This window comes from Thermococcus celer Vu 13 = JCM 8558, assembly GCF_002214365.1.
Classification (GTDB): Archaea; Methanobacteriota_B; Thermococci; order Thermococcales; family Thermococcaceae; genus Thermococcus; species Thermococcus celer.
The window spans coordinates 817416-834967 of sequence record NZ_CP014854.1 but is presented as its reverse complement, the minus strand read 5'-3'; the positions used below and the strand labels follow the sequence as shown (position 1 = coordinate 834967).

Sequence of the window (17552 nt, the reverse complement as noted above, 5' to 3'; positions counted from 1 at the left end):
CTACCTCACCTCTTGCTCCCCTTCTTTTTCTTCCCGCCTTTCTCACCCTTCCGTCCCTTCCCCGCTTTCTCCTTTTTCTTGCCGGAGAAACCTTTGCCCTTCTTCTCCTTGCCCCGGAACTTCTTCTTTTTCGCCTTTTTCTTCTCAGGTTTTGCTTTCTTTTTCGGCGGATTCGGATACTTCTCCTTTATCTCCCGGATGCGATTCTCGAGCTCCTGCTTCAGCTCCTCGGCTATGTACTCGCCCGAGAAGTAGTCGACCCTCGCCGCTATCGCGAGCTTCCCGGCCAAGGCCCTCGCTATCTTACCCCTCTGCCACCACGGTGAGCGGTTTATGGCAGGATACTGGAAGATGACGCCGTGCTTGGGCGGCTTCGCACCGCTCCTCAGGTGCCTGAAGAGGGCCTTCTCGGCACCGAGGACCTGGATGGTCGATGCCGGCATCATGGCGAGCTCCTTCAGTCCACCGGCCAGGCTCATGAGCCTTGCGGCCAGCTTCGCACCAACGAGGGCCTTCAGGTTCGGAGCAACTTCGTCCATCGCCGTCTCGAGGTAGTCCTCTATCTGGCTCCTCAGTTTGTAGAGGTCGCTTATCTCGCGTGCCAGCTTCATAATGATCTCGGCGTCGAACTTTCCGAGGGGGGCGCCCATCGATCCTTCGGCCGCCTTCAGGATCCTCTCGACCTTACTATCGGGGAAGCCCAGGGCCCTGAGCCTCTCCTCGCTCGCGTTCTCCCTCGGGCCGATCTCCCTGACGAAGGCCACGTACTGCTCGTGCTTCGGAAGGAGCTCGTCTAACTCGGGGAAGTGCAGGCCGTACCACTCCCTCAGGCGGGAAACGAGGAGGTTGGTGATCTTGTCGATGTCGTCCAGCGCCTCAATGGCCTGGATTATCATCTTGTCCCTCGCCCCGCTCTGCTCCTGTATGCGGAGCCTCGTCAGGGCAACGCCGACCGAGTAGTACTCCTCGAACCAGTTCTCGCCCACGAACTCCTCAGGGCTCGAACGGAGCGTCTCCCCCGCCACGTTCGGGAACTCCGCCGCGACGACGTAACCCATCTCCTTCAGTTTCCTGGCGAGCTCGGCCTCCTCAACCACGAACTCGTCGTAGCCCTTCTCTTTGAGCTCGTTGAGGAACGCTAACAGCTCCTCGCTCGGCTCGCCCTTCAGGAGCCTGTCGATGCTCACCTCCGGTTTTTCGGAGAAAGCCTTTCTATCGATGAGATTACCGTCCCCGTCAAAGGCGTAGATGCCGATGACGTTCTCAGCCAGGTAAGCCTTCATCGTCATCACCCTCTCAGCTTTTGTCCCGGAAGTATAAAAGGGTTAGCGGTTTTAAACCCTTGCCACACCATTGAAATCCTCTTTGTGGTGTTCATCCGGGAGGTGAAGGGGAGCAGAAAAGTTGGAAACACACGGAAAACCTAAGTTATCGCCCGATGTGAAGGTCGTCGTCGAAACCGTTCTTCCTCAGGTAGCCGATCCTCCTCAGTGCCCCGTTCTCGTACTCGTAGACGAGTGGGACCCCCGTCGGTATGTTGAGCCTCAGAACCTCCTCCTTCGTCAGCCCTTCGATGTGCATGACTATGGAGCGCAGGCTGTTCCCGTGGGCGCTCACGAGGACGTTCTTGCCCTTCTCGAGCTCCGGGATTACCCGCTCCCTGAAGTAGGGAACCGTCCTCTCGGCGGTGTCCTTCAGGCTCTCACCATCGGGCGGCGCTACGTCGTAGCTTCTCCGCCAGAGGTGGACCTGCTCCTCCCCGTAAACTTTCCTCGCGTGATCCTTGTTCCAGCCCTGGAGCTTTCCGTAGTAACGCTCGTTCAGGTGCCAGCTCTTGTAGACGGGAACGTAGTTCTTCCCGTGTTCTCCGTAAACGACGCCCCATTCCTTCATCTTCCCGTCCTCGTGGATTACCTTCGGAACTCCGGAGCGGTTCCGGCTCATGACGAGCATCGCCGTCTGAATCGCCCTTATCAGCTCGGACGTGAATATGACGTCGAACCTGTAGTCCTTCAAAAGCTCTCCAGCTCTAAGCGCTTCCTCTATACCACGGTCGCTCAGCGGCACGTCCACCCATCCGGTGAAGAGGTTCAGTTTGTTCCACATGCTCTCGCCGTGCCTCAACAAAACGAGTTTGCTCATTAGGTTCACCTAATGGTGCTCCGGGCGGGGGTTTAAAAGGTTAGTGCCCGCTGGACGTTCATCGACCACGCTCACACGGACGGGAGGATATGAGAGTGAGAACCATGACTAAAATTCGGAGATGCACCCCCACCCAAAGCTACAGTCCGAGCTCGCCGAGTTTTTCCCGATGACCTCGGATGTTGTTCTGAGGTTTGCCCGGGATGCATATCGCGGTAGGGAGGCGAGGAACGGGGAGGGGTGGTTGTGTACTTGCTCAACCTTCAGGATGAAAACGAAAGAAAGAGACTCGAAGGGCTCCTTTAATCCTCCCAGGGCTCCTTGTACTTGAGGGCCCAGCCGAACTCCTCCTTGAGGATGTCGATGGCCGCACTCGGCGGGATAATGCCGCGCTCGGTTATGATGACGTCGATGTACTCCGGCGGGGTGACGTCGAAGGCCGGGTTCCAGACCTCGATGTTCTTGGGCCAGGTATCGAGTTCCTCCTTCGGGATGACCTCGTGCGGGTCACGCATTTCTATCTCCACCAGCTGGCCGAGCATCGTGTCCGGGTGGAACTTGTACGTTTCCGCCGCTATCATCGTCCATACCCTGTGCTCCTTCGCGGTGAGCGCTATGAGGGCGGTTCCTATCTTGTTTATGACCGCGCCGTTGACGGTTATCGAGTCGGCGCCCATGACGACCTTATCGGTCATCTTCATGTAGTGCCTCGCGGCCGAGTCGACGACGTATATGACCGGGATCCCGTAGCTCGCGAGCTCCTTCGCGGTTATCTTGCCCTGCCACTTAGGCCTCGTCTCGGTGACGATGACCTTTATGTCCTTTCCCCCTTCGAAGGCGGTCTTCATGACGCTTATCGCGGCCTTGCTGTGGCAGTGGGTCATTATGACGTCGCCGTCCTCTATGCGCTTTGCCCCTATCTCGCCTATCCTCTCGAGGGCCTTCTCGGAGTTGTGGATGAACTCCTTGGCGGCGTTGATTATCATGAACCTCAGCTGTTCCAGGTCTGCACCGCTTGAGTACGCGACTTTACCGCGGTACATGACGTAGCGGAGCGCGTTCGGCAGGGAAACGGCCGTCGGCCTCGTCTCGTAAAGTATCTTGGCCGCTTGCTTCATCTCCTTCCAGAACTCATCGACGTCCTTCGCTCGACTCTTCTCGGCCTGCAGCCGGAGGGCGTACGCCGCGGAGCGGGCTATCTTCCCGGCACCGCGTATCTCCATATTCCTGATCTGCTCGGCTATTTCAAGGACTTCCTTCACCACTGGCATCTCCATCACCTCTTTCTGGTAAAGTCAGGTTAGGGCGGAGGGGTTTATAGAGATTTTCGTGTTCATCACTGTCCCATCAAAGACATTGGTGTTTTTATAATGCACCCCGACTCAACTTTATAAATGTAAATGGTACTAACGACCATTGCAGGAAGGTTTATAAACAATCGCCGCTATTCTTTAAGTGTATAGGTCTGGTGACGTGTTCAAAAATGTTCATTAAATGGGGGGAACGGAATTGGAGGAGAAACTCATGCGCAAGCTGGGTTCAGGTTCGCTGGATTTCGAGTCGTACTTCTCGGAAAAGGCGCTGGATATGAAGGCATCGGAGGTAAGGGAGCTCCTCAAGCTCGTCGAGGCCGGCGACGTCATATCCCTCGCCGGCGGTCTCCCCGCCCCCGAGACGTTTCCGGTTGAGATCATCAAGGAGATAACCGAGGATGTCCTGGCCCACCACGCGGACAAGGCCCTCCAGTACGGAACGACGAAGGGCTTCACCCCGCTCCGCCTCGCGCTGGCCGACTGGATGAAGAAGCGCTACGACATCCCGACCAGCAAGGTCGAGATAATGATAGTCGCAGGTTCGCAGCAGGCCCTCGACCTCATAGGCAGGGTATTCATAAACCCCGGCGACGTAGTCGTCGTCGAGGGACCCACCTACCTCGCGGCCCTCAACGCCTTCAAGTACTACGATCCCGAGTTCATCAGCATACCAATGGACGACGACGGCATGAGGGTTGACCTCCTCGAGGAGAAGCTTGAGGAGCTCAGAAGGCAGGGGAAGAAGGTCAAGTTCGTCTACACGGTCTCCACCTTCCAGAACCCCGCGGGGGTTACGATGAGCCTCGAGAGGAGGAAGAGGCTTGTGGAACTCGCAAGCGAGTACGACTTCCTCATCGTTGAAGACAACCCCTACAGCGAGCTCCGCTACTCCGGGGAACCGGTACCGCCCATCAAGCACTTCGACGACGAGGGACGGGTCCTTTACCTCGGCACCTTCTCGAAGATATTCGCCCCCGGGCTCAGGCTGGGATGGATAGCAGGAGAGCCGCACTTCATCAGGAAGATAGAGATAGCCAAGCAGGCCGTCGACCTCTGCGCCAACACCTTCGGGCAGGTCATGGCCTGGAAGTACGTGGCCGATGGGCACCTCGACAGGCACCTTCCGAAGGTCATAGAGTTCTACAGGCCGAGGAGGGACGCGATGCTCGAGGCCCTCGAGGAGTACATGCCCGAGGGGGTTAAGTGGACGAAGCCCGATGGGGGAATGTTCATCTGGGTCACCCTGCCCGAGGGGATAGACACCAAGCTCATGGCGGAAAAGGCCATAAAGAAAGGCGTGGCCTACGTTCCGGGTGAGGCGTTCTTCGCCCACCGCGACGTGAAGAACACCATGCGCCTCAACTTCACCTACGTGCCGGAGGAGACCATACGCGAGGGCGTTAAGAGGCTCGCGGAGGTCATCGAGGAAGAGATAAGGGCCCTTAAGGCCTGACTTCTTTTCCCTTCTTGCAAAGCTTTTTATCCTTATGGGCGTATCGCTACGTGGTGAATACTCATGAGGCCACTGATAGGTATAATCGGACAGATGGATCCCTCAACGAACAGGCTTTTTCTGGACGGACGGCACGTCGAAAAGATACTCGAAGCCGGTGGCATGCCTGCGGTTTTCAAGGTTGGTTCCTCCCCCGAGGAGGTTCTCGAGCACGTGGACGGGGTGCTCCTGATAGAGGGCCCGGACGTTCATCCATACTTCTACGGCGAGGATCCCTCAAGCGCCATAAAGTACGTTGACGTGGAGAGGGACGAGTTCGAGATAAGCCTCGTCAGGAAGGCCGTTGAGATGGGGGTTCCCGTACTCGGCATCTCCCGCGGGATGCACGTGATAAACGTGGCCCTCGGTGGGACGCTCTACCAGGATCTGAAGGACATCCCGAAGGCGATAAAGCACGATTGGGACATCAAACTGGTGGGGCCGAGTCAGAGGGTTCACGGGATCAGGATAAAGACCAGCTCGAGGCTCTACGAGATACTTAAGGAGGAACTGGACATCAACGGGACGAACGAGGTCTACCTCCAGGTCAACAGCTTCCACCACCAGGCAGTAAAGAAGGTCGGTGAGGGGATAAAACCAGTGGCCTACGCCGTGGACGGCCTTATAGAAGCCATCGAGGGAACGGAGGGTTTCGTGCTCGGTCTCCAGTGGCAGCCCGAGTACCTGTCCGAGATGAGGAGGGTCTTCGAGGCGTTCGTGAGGGCCGCCGCCGACTACCGTATGAAGAAGCTCGAGATGGAGAAGCTCGAGGTAGATGCCGAACTCAGGGAGGGGCTCACAGGGGAACGAGATGAGAACCGTCACACGTTGGAAACGAGTGATAGCCCTCCCGACACGAGCCAAACGTGATGTCCCTCTCCAGTATCTTTTTCTCGGCCTCCCTAAGGATCTCAAATCTGAGCTCGCGCGGCAGGTAGTAATAGCCGCCTATCCGCTCACCCCTCCCGTAGAGCGGCCACAGCCTTTTCATGAGTTCCGGGAACTTGGCGAACATGCGCTTCTTTGAGTCAGGTCTGAGCTTCAGCGTGGAGACGGTTACGTGCTCTACGAAGTCGAGGGCCTCGAGCGTCTCGTCAAAATCCTCCCACGTGTAGAAAGGGATTATCGGGTCTATTCGGGTGTAAACCGGAATGCCGGCCTCCTTCGCCTTCTTCAGGGCCCTTATCCTTGCTCTGGGTGAGGGTGCGTTCGGCTCCAGAAGCTTTGCCTTCCGCTCGTCCACCGTGGTCACGGTTATCCCGACGGCGCACCTGAGTTCGCTCAGGAGGTCTATATCGCGCTCGAATACGTCGGACTTCGTGAGTATCATGCACCTGACATCATGCCTCCTGAACAGCTCGAGAACGCTCCGCGTTATCCCCAGCTCGCGCTCCACCGTCGGATACGGGTCGGAGGAGTAGGAGAGGGCTATTATGTAGCGCTTATCGAACCTCCTGAGTTCCCCCTCAAGCTTCGGCAGAAGGCCCTCCTTGGTTCTGACCCTGAAGGCGTTGGGGATGTAGGCCGTTATGTAGCAGTAGACGCAGGCGTGGTCGCAGCCGGTGTAGACGTTCAGCGTGTACTTGAAGGGGCAGGTGCAGAGCTTCGACTTCCAGGGGTCGAAGGGCCGGATGTACATGTTCATTCCTACGAAAAGGCCTTAAAAGGGATTGCCCTTCCCCCTGAGAGGTGAAGCAGGTGGGGGACGAGATAAAGGGAAGGGTGAAGTGGACCGGGGGAACCCAGTTCATCGGGAGGATAGATGGTGATAACTGCGCCGTGATCCTCGGGGACGGCGGGATAAGTCCGATGAGGCTCCTCCTCATGAGCGTCGCCGGGTGCACCGCCTACGACGTCGTCATGATACTCCAGAAGATGCGCGAGCCTATAGAGAACCTCGAGGTCGAGATAAGCGGGGAGAGGCGGGAGGAGCACCCGAGGATATACAGGAAGGTTCACATTCACTACAGGATATACGGTGACGTGAACGAGGAGAAGGCCAGGAGGGCGATAGAGCTGAGCCAGGACAAGTACTGCTCCGCCTCGGCCCACGTAAAGCTCAGCGGCGCCGAGCTCACCTACTCCTTCGAGGTGGTCAGGGGATAACCTTTTAGCTTCCCTTTACCTATCGTTCGGGGTGATACCTTGCTCTGGTATCTCAAGTACTTCGTTCTGCTCTACGGTGGCCTCTTCGCCATAACCAACCCCATCGGGGCCGTTCCGGTTTTTCTCGGCGTTACCCACGACCTGGGCAGGGAGGAAAGACGCGAGATAGCGAGGAAGACCGCGTTGACCGTCGTCGTAACCCTCGTTCTCTTCGCCCTCGTGGGGGAGTGGATATTTGAGTTCTTCGGGTCGAGCGTGAACGCCTTCGCGATAGCCGGCGGGGTACTGCTCTTCAAGATGGCCATGGAGATGCTCTCCGGCAGTATCTCCACGGTGAAGATAAGCAGGGAGGAGACGGAGGAGTTCGGTGGGGAGGCGGTAACCCTCGAGGAGGTGGCCATAATCCCCCTCGCCATACCCCTCATCTCCGGCCCCGGTGCGATAACCACCGTCATGCTCTACATGGCCCGGAGCACGGACATCCCCGGGAAGGCCACGGTGATAGCGAGCATCCTCGCGATAGGCGTTACTGTCTGGCTCGTCCTCTGCTCCTCTGGAAGAATACAGCGGAGGCTCGGCAGGGTCGGGATCAAAGCCATGACCAGGATGATGGGCCTCATACTTACCTCGATGGCCGTTCAGATGATGATAAACGGCATAAAAGGTGCCTTCGGGCTTTAGGGAAAGTTTAATATCCATCCAATCCAACGAATGGTGGTGTTCAAGGTGCGCGGCGACCTGATTCGTGTCCTGAGTTCGGTGGAGGAGAAGGCGAACGAGCTGAGGCTCGACGGCTACGAGCCCGACGTGGTGCTCTTCGGAAGGGAGGCCTACGAGTTCGTCAGGGAGCAGGTCAACGAAGAGTTCGGTGGTGAGGAGGAGGTCTCCGAGCTGTCCGGGCTTAGGGTGAGGGTTGTTGAAGAGCTCGGGGGCGATGCGGTGGTGATAGACAGCAAAGCCATCGGTCTCGGTCCTGGGGGCGCGAAGAGGTTCAGGGTCGTCCTATAACCCCCCAGGCCCTTCCGTTTCTCACCTCCATCCTCAGCCCCCGCAGAACGAGGAGACTGAGCGCGACCGCCATAATATCCGCGAGACTGCCGGGGTTTCTTAGATCACCTTTCTCGTACATGAAGGAGTCGAACTCCTCGATGCCGAGCTCCCCGCTGAGGACTCCCCTCGCCTTCTCCCGAACGAGCCTGGCCTCTTCAACGCCGGCCTTCCTGACTATCAGCGTGTCGAGGTTCTCGCTCAGGAGCTCGATGAAGGCCCTCACGACGGCTTCCTCAAGGGGAAGCTCCTTTATCAGCTCGTAGAGCCGCCCGAAGGTGGAGTAGCTAAGCTCGTAGCCGTTGAGCCACTCGCAGAATATCAACTCCCGCTCGCAGCTCATCTCCGCGAGCCTCGCGAGGTTGATGCCATCCCGGAAAAGCTCCTTGAAGGATTCCTCGCTGTAAACGTCGTACTTAACGCCGCCCGGAATCCCCTTCGGGCTGGCCAGTCTTATCGCCCGGTAGAGTTCCATGCTGTCGCGGACGGTCGATTCCTCTATCAGGAGCCTCGCCTTCTCCCGGGCATCGAGCATGTTCCTGCCGAGGGCCAGCCCCATTACGAGCGGAACGGAGAGGGCTACAACCCCGAAGTTCGGGTTCGCGTCCTGGGCCTCGCGCGACGCCGCAACGGCCCTCTTTATCAGCTCCCCAAGACCGGCCTCGTTGAAGGACAGAACCCCCTTCCTTAACAGCTCCGCCGTCTTCACGGCCTCGTAGTAAACCCCGACGACGGCGGTATCGGCGAACAGGAAGTTGTAGAGCGTCAGGTCCTCGAAGTCCCGGTGGCGGTTCACGTTGCCCGGCTTCGGAACGGTCGCCTCGAGCAACGGCCCCAGGGTGAACGCCCTCACGATCTTCCAGCGGTTCATTCACACCACCAAATCTTCACAGAGGGGTCGACGCCTCAAAACGGGAGCCAAAAATAAATGGTTAGAGGTCAGCGGAGGAGCCTCACGAACTCCCTCATCCAGGCGTGGAGGTCCCCGGGGTGCCTCGAGCTAACCCAGTTACCGTCCACCACTACCTCCTCGTTGACCCACTCCGCGCCGGCGTTGATGACGTCGTCCCTGATGGTTATCGTACTCGTTCCCTTCCTCCCCTTCAGCACTCCCGCGGAGATGAGAACCTGCGGCCCGTGGCAGATGCTCGCAACCGGCTTTCCGGCCTCGAACATAGCCCTGACTATCGCAACCGCCTTCTCGTTGAGCCTGACCACCTCGGGCGCCCTACCGCCGGGCAGAACGAGGGCATCGAACTCGTCCGGGTCAACCTCATCGAAGGAGAGCTGAACCTCCACGGAGTAGCCGTGCTTTCCCGTTATCTTTCCACGCTCGAAGCTCGCGACGTAGACCTCGTGGCCCTCCTCCTTCAGCCTGTGGAGGGGGTAGATAAGCTCCAGGTCCTCAAAACCGTCCGCGCTGAGAAACAGCACCTTCATAGCAACACCCCCATAGTAACGATCAGAGAGAAATGGAAATGGCACACTTATAAACCTTTTTGGACATAAATGGTCAGATTGGAAGCTCGGTGGTCTCCCTGTGAACCTTGAGGACGACCATGGTGTGGGTGGCCTCAACGCCCTCTATCTCCCCTATCCTGTCGAGGAAATCGTTCAGTTCCTCGCTTCCCCGGGTTCTTATCTTCACGAGCATGTCGTAGTCCCCGGTGGTCTCGTATACCTCAACTATCTCGGGGTACTTCTTGAGCTCAGAGGCGACGGTGGAGTACTTCCCGGCCTTCGCCTTTATCAGTATGAACGCCAGGATGCCGAAGCCCAGAGAATCCGGGTCGAGTATAACGGTGAACTTCTTTATTACGCCCCTCTCCTTCAGCTTTTTAATCCTCTCATAAATCGTGGATTCGGCGAGGTTAACCTCCCTGGATATCTCCCTCAGGGGAGTTCTGCTGTTCTTCTGGAGGATGGAGAGGATCTTCCTGTCAACGTCGTCCAAACCCGTTCGCATGAGCATCACCGTCCCTGAAAAAATTTTCGGATGGTCTTATAAACTTGCCGATTTCTGAACCACATCCACGAAACCATAGCTTTTATAAAATGCCGCTCACCTTTTATCTCAGGAATTCTGGGGGGTCAGCGATGCCAACCAACGTGACGGCGGAGTACCTTGCGGCCGAGGAGGAGTACAGGAACGCCAGGACCATTCCAGAGAAGATAAGGGCCCTCGAGAAGATGTACTCCACGGTTCCGAAGCACAAGGGGACGGAGAAGCTCAGGCTCCAGATAAAGAGGAAGCTCTCCGAGCTGAGGAAGGAGCTTGAGAAGCAGAGGCAGATGAAGAAGGGTGGCGGCGGGCCCTCGATGGCGGTGAGGAAGGAGGGTGCGGCCCAGATAGCCCTCGCTGGCCTCCCAAACGTCGGGAAGAGCTCCCTTCTGAAGGCCCTCACCAACGTTGACATCGACGTCGCGGACTACGCCTTCACCACGGTTGAGCCTATCCCGGGGATGATGCACCACAAGGACGTGCAGATACAGCTCGTAGAGGTTCCCGGCCTCGTCGAAGGAGCCGCCCTCGGAAAGGGGATGGGGCCACAGCTTTTGAGCGTTATAAGGAACGCCGATGCGGTGGCCATCGTGGTGGACCTCTCGCGGGACCCTATAAAGCAGATGGAGACCCTGCTCAAGGAGTTCGAGAGGGCGGGGATAAAGCTGAACAAACGCCGCCCGAGGGTGGAGATAAAGAGGACCGCCATGGGCGGGATCGTCATCAACGGGGGGGAGAACATCAGGGGGGACATCGGGGAAGTCATGAAGATGCTCCGCGAGGAGCGGATCCACTCGGCCGAGATAACCGTCAAAGAACCGGTGACGCTTGAGGAGTTCGCGGACGCCCTCGACGAGAGCCTCGTCTGGAAGAGGGCGATAATAATAGCCAACAAGGGCGACGCCCCCGGGAGCAGGGAGAACTACGAGAGACTGGTCAGGGAGTACGGTGAGAGATTTAAGATAATCCCGGTCTCGGCGAAGAGGAAGATCCAGCTGGATAAGCTCAAGGACGAGCTCTACGAGCTGGCGGGGATAATAAGGGTCTTCACGAAGAGCCCGGGCGAGGAGCCGGCCTACCCGCCGGTACCGCTCAAGAGGGGCTCAACGGTCATGGATTTGGCAGAGAGGATACACAAGGACTTCGCGAAGAACTTCCGCTACGCCCGCGTCTGGGGCAAGAGCGTCAAGTTCCCGGGTCAGAGGGTCGGCGCCGACCACGTTCTCGAGGACGGGGACATCGTGGAGATACACGCGAGGTAAAGGCCGGTTTAACGGGTTCCTCCCCACCTTTCACACCTCTCAGAAAATCAATAAACAACTTCTGTGGCGAACTTCATTGAAGGGTGATATCATGGCGGAAGCAATTAACTACGGCACCATTACAAAGAAGAGAGTCTATCGGGTTCGAATTGGCGGGTACCGCGTTATCTACACCGTGAACTGGAATGAGAGGAGATTGATGTCCTTTAATTCACATCGATGTATCGAGGTGAAGTGAAATGGGCTTGAGTGGTTCGGCCTGGGCAACCCTGCTTGTGCCAACCCTTCTGGGAATTCTGACGATGCTGCTGTACGGCTACTGGGACAGAATAACCGGCAAGGAGTACTACGTGGACGACGAGATTCTGGCCTACGACGAGGACCTTATCGAAACGCTCAAGGGGGAGGGTAAGGTATGAACGGCGGGATACTCTTCGGGTTCCTTGTGTACCTCGCCCTGCTCGCCTACATAGGCTGGTGGGCCAACCGCTACACGAAAACCGAGGACCAGTACTTCGTCGGCGGCAGGAGGGTGCACGTCCTCGCCGCGACCCTATCGGACAAGGCGAGCGACTTCTCCGGCTGGCTGATGCTGGGCTATCCCGGGGCGGCCTTTAAGAGCGGTCTCGGAGCCTTCTGGGCCGCGATAGGATGCCTGTTCGGGACCCTCTCCGATTACGTCCTGATAGGGCCGAGGCTTAGGATCTACGCGGGCAAGTTCAGGGCCATAACCGTTCCCGACTACCTCGAGGCCCGCTTGAAGGACGATACCAAACTGATAAGGATCCTGAGCGCGCTGATAATCATCATCTTCATGACGGCCTACGTCGCGGCACAGTTCACGGCCGGCGGCAAAACCTTCGCCGAGGGCTTCGGGATAAGCGACAACGCGGGCATCCTGATAACGGTCATCATACTGACGGCCTACGTCATCACCGGTGGCTTCTTCGCCGTTGTCTGGACGGACGTCGTTCAGGCTCTCTTCATGCTGCTGACACTGATCATAGTCCCCTTCCTCGCGCTGTCGAAGATAGGGGGCTTCGAGAGGGCGACGGAGATAATAGCCTCGGCTGACCCGACGAAGCTCCACCCCTTCGGGGGAGCGACCGGACTCGCCGCGGTGATCTTCGCCATAGGTTACGCTTCGTGGATAGTCGGCTACCTCGGACAGCCGCACATCGTTACGCGTTACATGAGCGTTGAGGACCCGCGGAAGCTCAGGAGACCGGGTATCTTCATCAGCGGCACGTGGACGATCCTCGTCCTCTGGGGGGCGTTCTTCGCCGGCTTCCTCGGCTTCGCTATGGTCAAAGCTGGGATACTGCAGGTCAGCGACCCCGAGAAGGTGATTCCTGCGATGGCCGTGGAGCTGATGCCGGGCTGGCTGGCCGGCTTCGTCATAGCTGGAATAATCTCCGCCGTTATGAGCACCGCGGATTCCCAGCTGCTCGTCGCTTCCTCGGCTATAGCGAGGGACCTCTACCACAAGGTCCTCGGACAGGAGGTGGGCAAGAAGCAGATGGTCAACATCTCAAGGCTGGTCGTCTTCGGTGTCGCAATCGTCGGCCTGTGGTTCGCAATCAGCGGGCCCAAGGTCATTTACCAGATGGTGGCTACCGCATGGGGCGGCCTGGCGGTCGGCTTCGGCCCGATACTCACGCTGAGCCTCTGGTGGAAGAGAACCACGAAGGAGGGCGCGATAGTCGGCATGGCCTACGGTCTGATCAGCGAGGTCATCTTCGAGGCGAAGATATACGGCTGGGCGTTCACCAGCAAGGCCCCCGGAATCTGGGGGACGATAGGCGGCTGGTTCCAGGACGTGCCCGTGTTCTTCGTAAACTTCTTCGTTACGCTGCTTGTCATAATAATCGTCAGCCTCCTAACCAGGCCGCCTGAGGACGTCGTGAAGCTCCACGAGGAGATATTCAGAAAGGTCCCGGTTGAGGCCGGCGGGAAGACCCTCGCCGAGGCCAGGGCCAAGAGCCAGGTCGAGAACGTTGCCGAGTTCGTTCTTGGCAGGGGACTGGCCTGAGTTCCTCCTTTTTTCTGCTATTTCCCCTGTTGCTCCAAACTCAAATGAGCAGCCTATGGTTTAAACCATTTTTGGTCATCCTAACGTTTATAAGCACCGAGGTACACCTTCGAACGAACACTGGATTTCTCGAGGTGGTAGCATGAGACCGCTCGACCTTACCGAAAAGGATCCTTCTAAGAAGGTCACGATTTACTTCGAGGGTCAACCCCTGGAGGCCTACGAGGGGGAGAAACTCCCGGTTGCACTCCTCGCCAACGGGATATACTGGCTGACGACCAGCACGGAGGGCAGAAAGCGCGGGGCGTTCACCTTCGGTCCCGTTCCGATGGTTCTCAACGGTGTCAGGAACGTCAACGGACGGAAGACGCGGGTTAAGGACGGCATGAGGATAGAGCGCCAGAGGTACGATGAGTTTCAGGAGACGGTGGAGATAGACGAGGGCAAGCCCGTTGAGAGGGTCGTCGTCGACGTGGCGGTCATAGGTGGTGGACCAGCCGGCATAGGGGCGGTGCTCGAGGTTCAGGAACACCTGACTGTGGCGTTAATCGAGGAGAGAGGATGGCTCGGCGGGGACCTCTGGCTGAAGGGCCTGCCGCAGGAGGGGTTCGGGGAGAAGAGCCCCCACGAAGTCGTGGAGGAGATGACCTCAAGGTTCAACGGGAACGTGCGGCTCTTTAAGGGGACGGTGGCCCTCGGAGTCTTTGAGGAGGGTGAATACTTCCTCGTTCCGGTTGTGAAGGGGGACCGGCTCATCGAGATAATGGCCAAGCGCGTGGTTCTTGCAACCGGCGCCGTTGACAACATCGTCCTGTTCGAGAACAACGAGCTCCCGGGGGTCTTCAGGAGGGACTTCGCCCTCGAGGTCATGAACATCTGGGGCGTCGCCCCGGGCAGGAAGGTGGCCGTCGTCGGGAGCAGGCCGGAGGATATCGTTCCAGAGCTGGAGCGCTGGGGCATCGATTACATCATCGTGCCCAACCCCAAGCGCGCCGAGGGTAGGGAGAAGGTGGAGAGGCTCATCGACATGAACGGGAACACCTACGAGGTCGACGCCGTTATAACCGCCGAGGGAAGGAGGCCCGACATCAACCCGGTAACCCAGGCGGGGGGAAAGCTGGTCTTCAAGAGGGGCTACTACATGCCCGTTCTCGACTCGCAGCACAGGATACGGGACGGGATATACGTCGCCGGAAGCGCGGTCTCGATAAAGCCCCACTACGCGAACTACCTCGAGGGAAGGCTCGTTGGAGCGTACCTTCTGCAGGAGTTCGGCTTTGACGCGACCCCCTGCGTCTACGAGGAGAGGCTTAGGGAGTACGAACCGATTCCGATGACCATCCAGAGCATACCCTTCGAGAGCCTCAACCTCGAGGACGTCCACATATGCGGCTGCGGCGTCTCCCTGAAGAAGGTCGACGACGTCGTCAGGAAGGGGATAACGGACCTGCAGATAATCAAGAGGCTGACCCACCTCGCGATGGGCTTCTGCCAGGGCAGGTTCTGCCTCTTCAACGGCGCGGTGGTCGTCGCCCAGAGAACGGGCTCCGATTTAAGCCACATCGACCTCCCGGTGGCGAGACCGCCGCTGAAGAACGTCAGGATGAAGGTTCCCGCGGGGGGTGAGTGAGATGCCGAGCAGGGAACTCCCGGAGAGGAGCGAGATAGTCATCATCGGCGGGGGAATAATCGGTGTGACCCTCGCCCACGAGCTGGCGAAGCGCGGCGAGGAGGTTACGGTGATCGAGAAGCGCTTCATCGGCTCGGGCTCGACCTTCCGGTGCGGGACGGGAATAAGGCAGCAGTTCAGCGATGAGGCCAACGTCCAGGTCATGAAGCGCTCCGTCGAACTGTGGAAGCGCTATAGTGAGGAGTACGGCTTTTCCTTCGAGCAGACGGGCTACCTCTTCCTGCTCTACGATGACGACGAGGTGGAGGAGTTCAAGCGTAACATAGAGATCCAGAACCGCTTCGGCGTCCCCACGAGGCTGATAACTCCCGAGGAGGCGAAGGAGATAGTCCCCCTCCTCGATATAAGCGAGGTCGTGGCCGCCTCCTGGAACCCGACGGACGGAAAGGCTGACCCCTTCCACGCCACGTCCGCCTTCGCCATAAACGCCGAGAGGCTCGGGGCAAAACTCGTGGAGTACACCGAGGTCAAGGACTTCGTAACGGAGAACGGGGAGATAAGGGGGCTCAAGACGAACAGGGGGACGATAAAGACCGGCATCGTGGTGAACGCCACCAACGCCTGGGCCAAGCTCACCAACGCGATGGCCGGGATAAGGGTTAACATCCCGATAGAGCCCTACAAGCATCAGGCGGTCATAACCCAGCCCATCAGGAAGGGCGCCATTAAGCCGATGGTCATCTCCTTCAAGTATGGCCACGCCTACCTCACCCAGACCGCCCACGGCGGCGTCGTCGGCGGCGTCGGTTACGAGCTCGGGCCAACCTACGACCTCAACCCGACCTACGAGTTCATGCGCGAGGTGAGCCGTTACTTTACCCGGATAATCCCGGCTTTGAGGGAGCTCCTCATACTCAGGACGTGGGCCGGCTACTACGCGAAAACGCCCGACAGCAACCCGGCCATAGGGAAGATAGAGGAGCTGAGCGACTACTACATTGCCGCTGGTTTCTCCGGGCACGGCTTCATGATGGCCCCCGCGGTGGCGGAGATGGTCGCCGACCTCATCACCAAGGGGAGAACCGACCTCCCGGTGGAGTGGTACGACCCCTACCGCTTCGAGCGCGGCGAACTGCGCGGAAAGGCGTTGCAGATGGGCTGACGGTTTTTCTCTATCGTTTTTGCGTCTTTTTCCGTTTTATCTGCCTTCCATCGGGAGAAGTTTTATAAGCGCCTCCCTGTACGGCTGAACGATGAGGCGGGAACGGGCACTCCTCCAGGGGAACCGGGAAAAGGCGGGGAAGTTCAGGAGGCTCAGGATAAAGCGGAAAAACGTTTTCCTGTTAGGTGTCTCCGCGTTCCTCGCGAACGCCGCCTTCGGCATGGCCTTCCCCTATCTGAGCGTCTACATGCGCCTCATCGGCGGAACCATGATGATGGTCGGGCTTTTGAGCGTCGCCTTCAACCTGACCTCTACCATCTTCCAGTACCCCTTCGGCTACCTCTCCGACTCAACCAGAAACAGGAAGGCCTTTATCGCCCTGGGTTTCTTCTCCACGGGCTTCTTTTATGCGACGATGGCCCTCGTATCGACCCCCCTCACGCTCCTCGCACTCAGAACGGCGCAGGGGGCGCTCGGCTCGGCGATGATGCCTGCGAAATCGGCCCTGATAGCCGAGCTCTCGTCGAGGATAGGCTCGGCCTACGGTCTCTTTTCGACCGTTGAGAACGCCGGTTACATGGTCGGCAACTTCCTCGGCGGTTTCCTCGTTGGAAGGGTGGGGATAAGGGGGATATTTCTGCTCGCTGCTGCCCTCCTTGCCCTCTCCTCCATGATGGTGCTGTTCATAAGGGAGAGACCGAGGCCAAGACGGGCGCCGAGGCTTCCGCTCCTCCCTCAGGAAGGCAGGGAGAGTGAGAGGGTGATATTCAGCGGGGCGGCCTTCAGGAGGCTCACCCGCGGTTCCCTCGGCCTATTCTACCTGACGGTGTTCGTGGTCATGCTGGCGAGCGGTCAGGTGTACTCCGTGGTGTCGGTTTACTTTGGGGAGAAGTTTGGCCAGGAGTGGGTTGGAATCATATTCGGCGTGGATTCCCTTGCCGCGGCCGTCAGCGGTTACCACATAGGAAAGCTCATCGACAGGTACGGGGCCAAGAGGTTCTACCTCGCGGCTATAGCCGGCTACGGCGCCACCTTCGCGGGCTATGCGCTCGCTGGGAGCCCTTACCTGATGCTCGCGGTGGCCCTGTTATCCGGCCTCAAGTGGTCCATGACGCTGAACGCAACCTCGACCTACGTCGCCGAAAGGGTCAGGGCGAACGAACGCGGTCAGGCCATGGGGTTGCTCAACGCGATGATGAGCCTCGGCTGGGTGGTGGGGCCTTTGATAGGTGGATACCTCTCGGGGATAGGCTTCTCCGTGAATTTCCTCTCAACCCTGATTCCCCTCGGCCTCGCCTTCGTCCTGACCCTTGGGCTGCCGGAGTGATGGACCGCTCTCTATGATTGGAGAACCCGCCAGTTGA

At 58.5% G+C, this 17552-nt stretch carries 18 protein-coding genes; 11 read left to right on the top strand and 7 right to left on the bottom strand.

Annotated elements, in window-relative coordinates:
* Positions 1 to 5: 5 nt before the first annotated feature.
* The 3 genes from A3L02_RS04590 to A3L02_RS04580 all read right to left on the bottom strand — a co-directional run bounded on the left by A3L02_RS04590 (position 6) and on the right by A3L02_RS04580 (position 3413).
* Positions 6 to 1283, bottom strand: a complete 1278-nt coding sequence (locus A3L02_RS04590; RefSeq protein ID WP_088862834.1) for a C/D box methylation guide ribonucleoprotein complex aNOP56 subunit — start codon at positions 1281 to 1283, stop codon at positions 6 to 8.
* 145 nt (positions 1284 to 1428) lie between these two features.
* A complete protein-coding gene (locus tag A3L02_RS04585) occupies positions 1429 to 2142 on the bottom strand; it encodes a 2,3-bisphosphoglycerate-dependent phosphoglycerate mutase (RefSeq protein ID WP_088862833.1) in 714 nt (237 codons plus the stop codon).
* 302 nt (positions 2143 to 2444) lie between these two features.
* The gene (locus A3L02_RS04580) at positions 2445 to 3413 is read right to left on the bottom strand and encodes a ribose 1,5-bisphosphate isomerase (protein ID WP_088862832.1); all 969 of its coding nucleotides are present in this window, start codon (positions 3411 to 3413) and stop codon (positions 2445 to 2447) included.
* Positions 3414 to 3651: 238 nt separating this feature from the next.
* Between A3L02_RS04580 and A3L02_RS04575 the strand changes: the two genes are divergently transcribed.
* Complete coding sequence (locus A3L02_RS04575; RefSeq protein ID WP_088863832.1) at positions 3652 to 4908, top strand: aminotransferase-like domain-containing protein; 1257 nt, start codon at positions 3652 to 3654, stop codon at positions 4906 to 4908.
* Between the two features lie 63 nt (positions 4909 to 4971).
* Positions 4972 to 5817, top strand: coding sequence for a gamma-glutamyl-gamma-aminobutyrate hydrolase family protein (locus A3L02_RS04570; protein WP_088862831.1), 846 nt, complete (start codon positions 4972 to 4974; stop codon positions 5815 to 5817).
* Here the strand turns inward: A3L02_RS04570 and A3L02_RS04565 are convergent.
* The gene (locus A3L02_RS04565; protein WP_088863831.1) at positions 5744 to 6586 is read right to left on the bottom strand and encodes an SPL family radical SAM protein; all 843 of its coding nucleotides are present in this window, start codon (positions 6584 to 6586) and stop codon (positions 5744 to 5746) included. The genes A3L02_RS04570 and A3L02_RS04565 overlap by 74 nt on opposite strands.
* Positions 6587 to 6645: 59 nt before the next feature.
* Here A3L02_RS04565 and A3L02_RS04560 point away from each other — a divergent pair, with 59 nt between their 5' ends.
* Genes A3L02_RS04560 through A3L02_RS04550 form a run of 3 tightly spaced genes read left to right on the top strand, consistent with a single transcriptional unit; the run spans position 6646 to position 8061 of the window.
* On the top strand, positions 6646 to 7053 hold the full coding sequence (locus A3L02_RS04560) for an OsmC family protein (RefSeq protein WP_088862830.1): 408 nt from the start codon (positions 6646 to 6648) through the stop codon (positions 7051 to 7053).
* Between the two features lie 39 nt (positions 7054 to 7092).
* Positions 7093 to 7734 (top strand): neutral amino acid NAAT transporter SnatA, encoded by a 642-nt coding sequence (gene snatA, locus A3L02_RS04555; RefSeq protein WP_088862829.1) that lies wholly within the window; start codon positions 7093 to 7095, stop codon positions 7732 to 7734.
* Positions 7735 to 7779: 45 nt separating this feature from the next.
* Entirely contained in the window at positions 7780 to 8061 is a 282-nt protein-coding gene (locus A3L02_RS04550) for a family 4A encapsulin nanocompartment shell protein (RefSeq protein ID WP_088862828.1), read from the top strand.
* On the opposite strand, the gene A3L02_RS04545 is transcribed toward A3L02_RS04550, so the two are convergent.
* The 3 genes from A3L02_RS04545 to A3L02_RS04535 all read right to left on the bottom strand — a co-directional run bounded on the left by A3L02_RS04545 (position 8045) and on the right by A3L02_RS04535 (position 10066).
* Entirely contained in the window at positions 8045 to 8971 is a 927-nt protein-coding gene (locus tag A3L02_RS04545) for a triphosphoribosyl-dephospho-CoA synthase (RefSeq protein ID WP_088862827.1), read from the bottom strand. The two genes, A3L02_RS04550 and A3L02_RS04545, sit on opposite strands and share 17 nt — an antisense overlap.
* 68 nt (positions 8972 to 9039) lie before the next feature.
* Positions 9040 to 9540, bottom strand: a complete 501-nt coding sequence (pfpI, locus tag A3L02_RS04540; protein ID WP_088862826.1) for a deglycase PfpI — start codon at positions 9538 to 9540, stop codon at positions 9040 to 9042.
* Between the two features lie 73 nt (positions 9541 to 9613).
* A complete protein-coding gene (locus A3L02_RS04535; RefSeq protein WP_088862825.1) occupies positions 9614 to 10066 on the bottom strand; it encodes an Lrp/AsnC family transcriptional regulator in 453 nt (150 codons plus the stop codon).
* A 131-nt stretch (positions 10067 to 10197) separates the two neighbouring features.
* On the opposite strand from A3L02_RS04535, the gene A3L02_RS04530 reads away from it, so the two are divergent.
* From A3L02_RS04530 to A3L02_RS04505, 6 genes are all read left to right on the top strand, one after another.
* On the top strand, positions 10198 to 11364 hold the full coding sequence (locus A3L02_RS04530) for an OBG GTPase family GTP-binding protein (RefSeq protein WP_088862824.1): 1167 nt from the start codon (positions 10198 to 10200) through the stop codon (positions 11362 to 11364).
* Between the two features lie 239 nt (positions 11365 to 11603).
* The gene (locus A3L02_RS04525; RefSeq protein ID WP_088862823.1) at positions 11604 to 11783 is read left to right on the top strand and encodes a hypothetical protein; all 180 of its coding nucleotides are present in this window, start codon (positions 11604 to 11606) and stop codon (positions 11781 to 11783) included.
* Complete coding sequence (locus A3L02_RS04520) at positions 11780 to 13396, top strand: sodium/proline symporter (protein ID WP_088862822.1); 1617 nt, start codon at positions 11780 to 11782, stop codon at positions 13394 to 13396. Before A3L02_RS04525 ends, A3L02_RS04520 begins: the two co-directional genes overlap by 4 nt.
* Positions 13397 to 13538: 142 nt before the next feature.
* Complete coding sequence (locus A3L02_RS04515; RefSeq protein ID WP_088862821.1) at positions 13539 to 15026, top strand: FAD-dependent oxidoreductase; 1488 nt, start codon at positions 13539 to 13541, stop codon at positions 15024 to 15026.
* Between the two features lies 1 nt (position 15027).
* Positions 15028 to 16188, top strand: coding sequence for an NAD(P)/FAD-dependent oxidoreductase (locus A3L02_RS04510; RefSeq protein ID WP_088862820.1), 1161 nt, complete (start codon positions 15028 to 15030; stop codon positions 16186 to 16188).
* Positions 16189 to 16279: 91 nt separating this feature from the next.
* Positions 16280 to 17515 (top strand): MFS transporter, encoded by a 1236-nt coding sequence (locus A3L02_RS04505; protein ID WP_088862819.1) that lies wholly within the window; start codon positions 16280 to 16282, stop codon positions 17513 to 17515.
* Positions 17516 to 17552 lie beyond the last annotated feature (37 nt).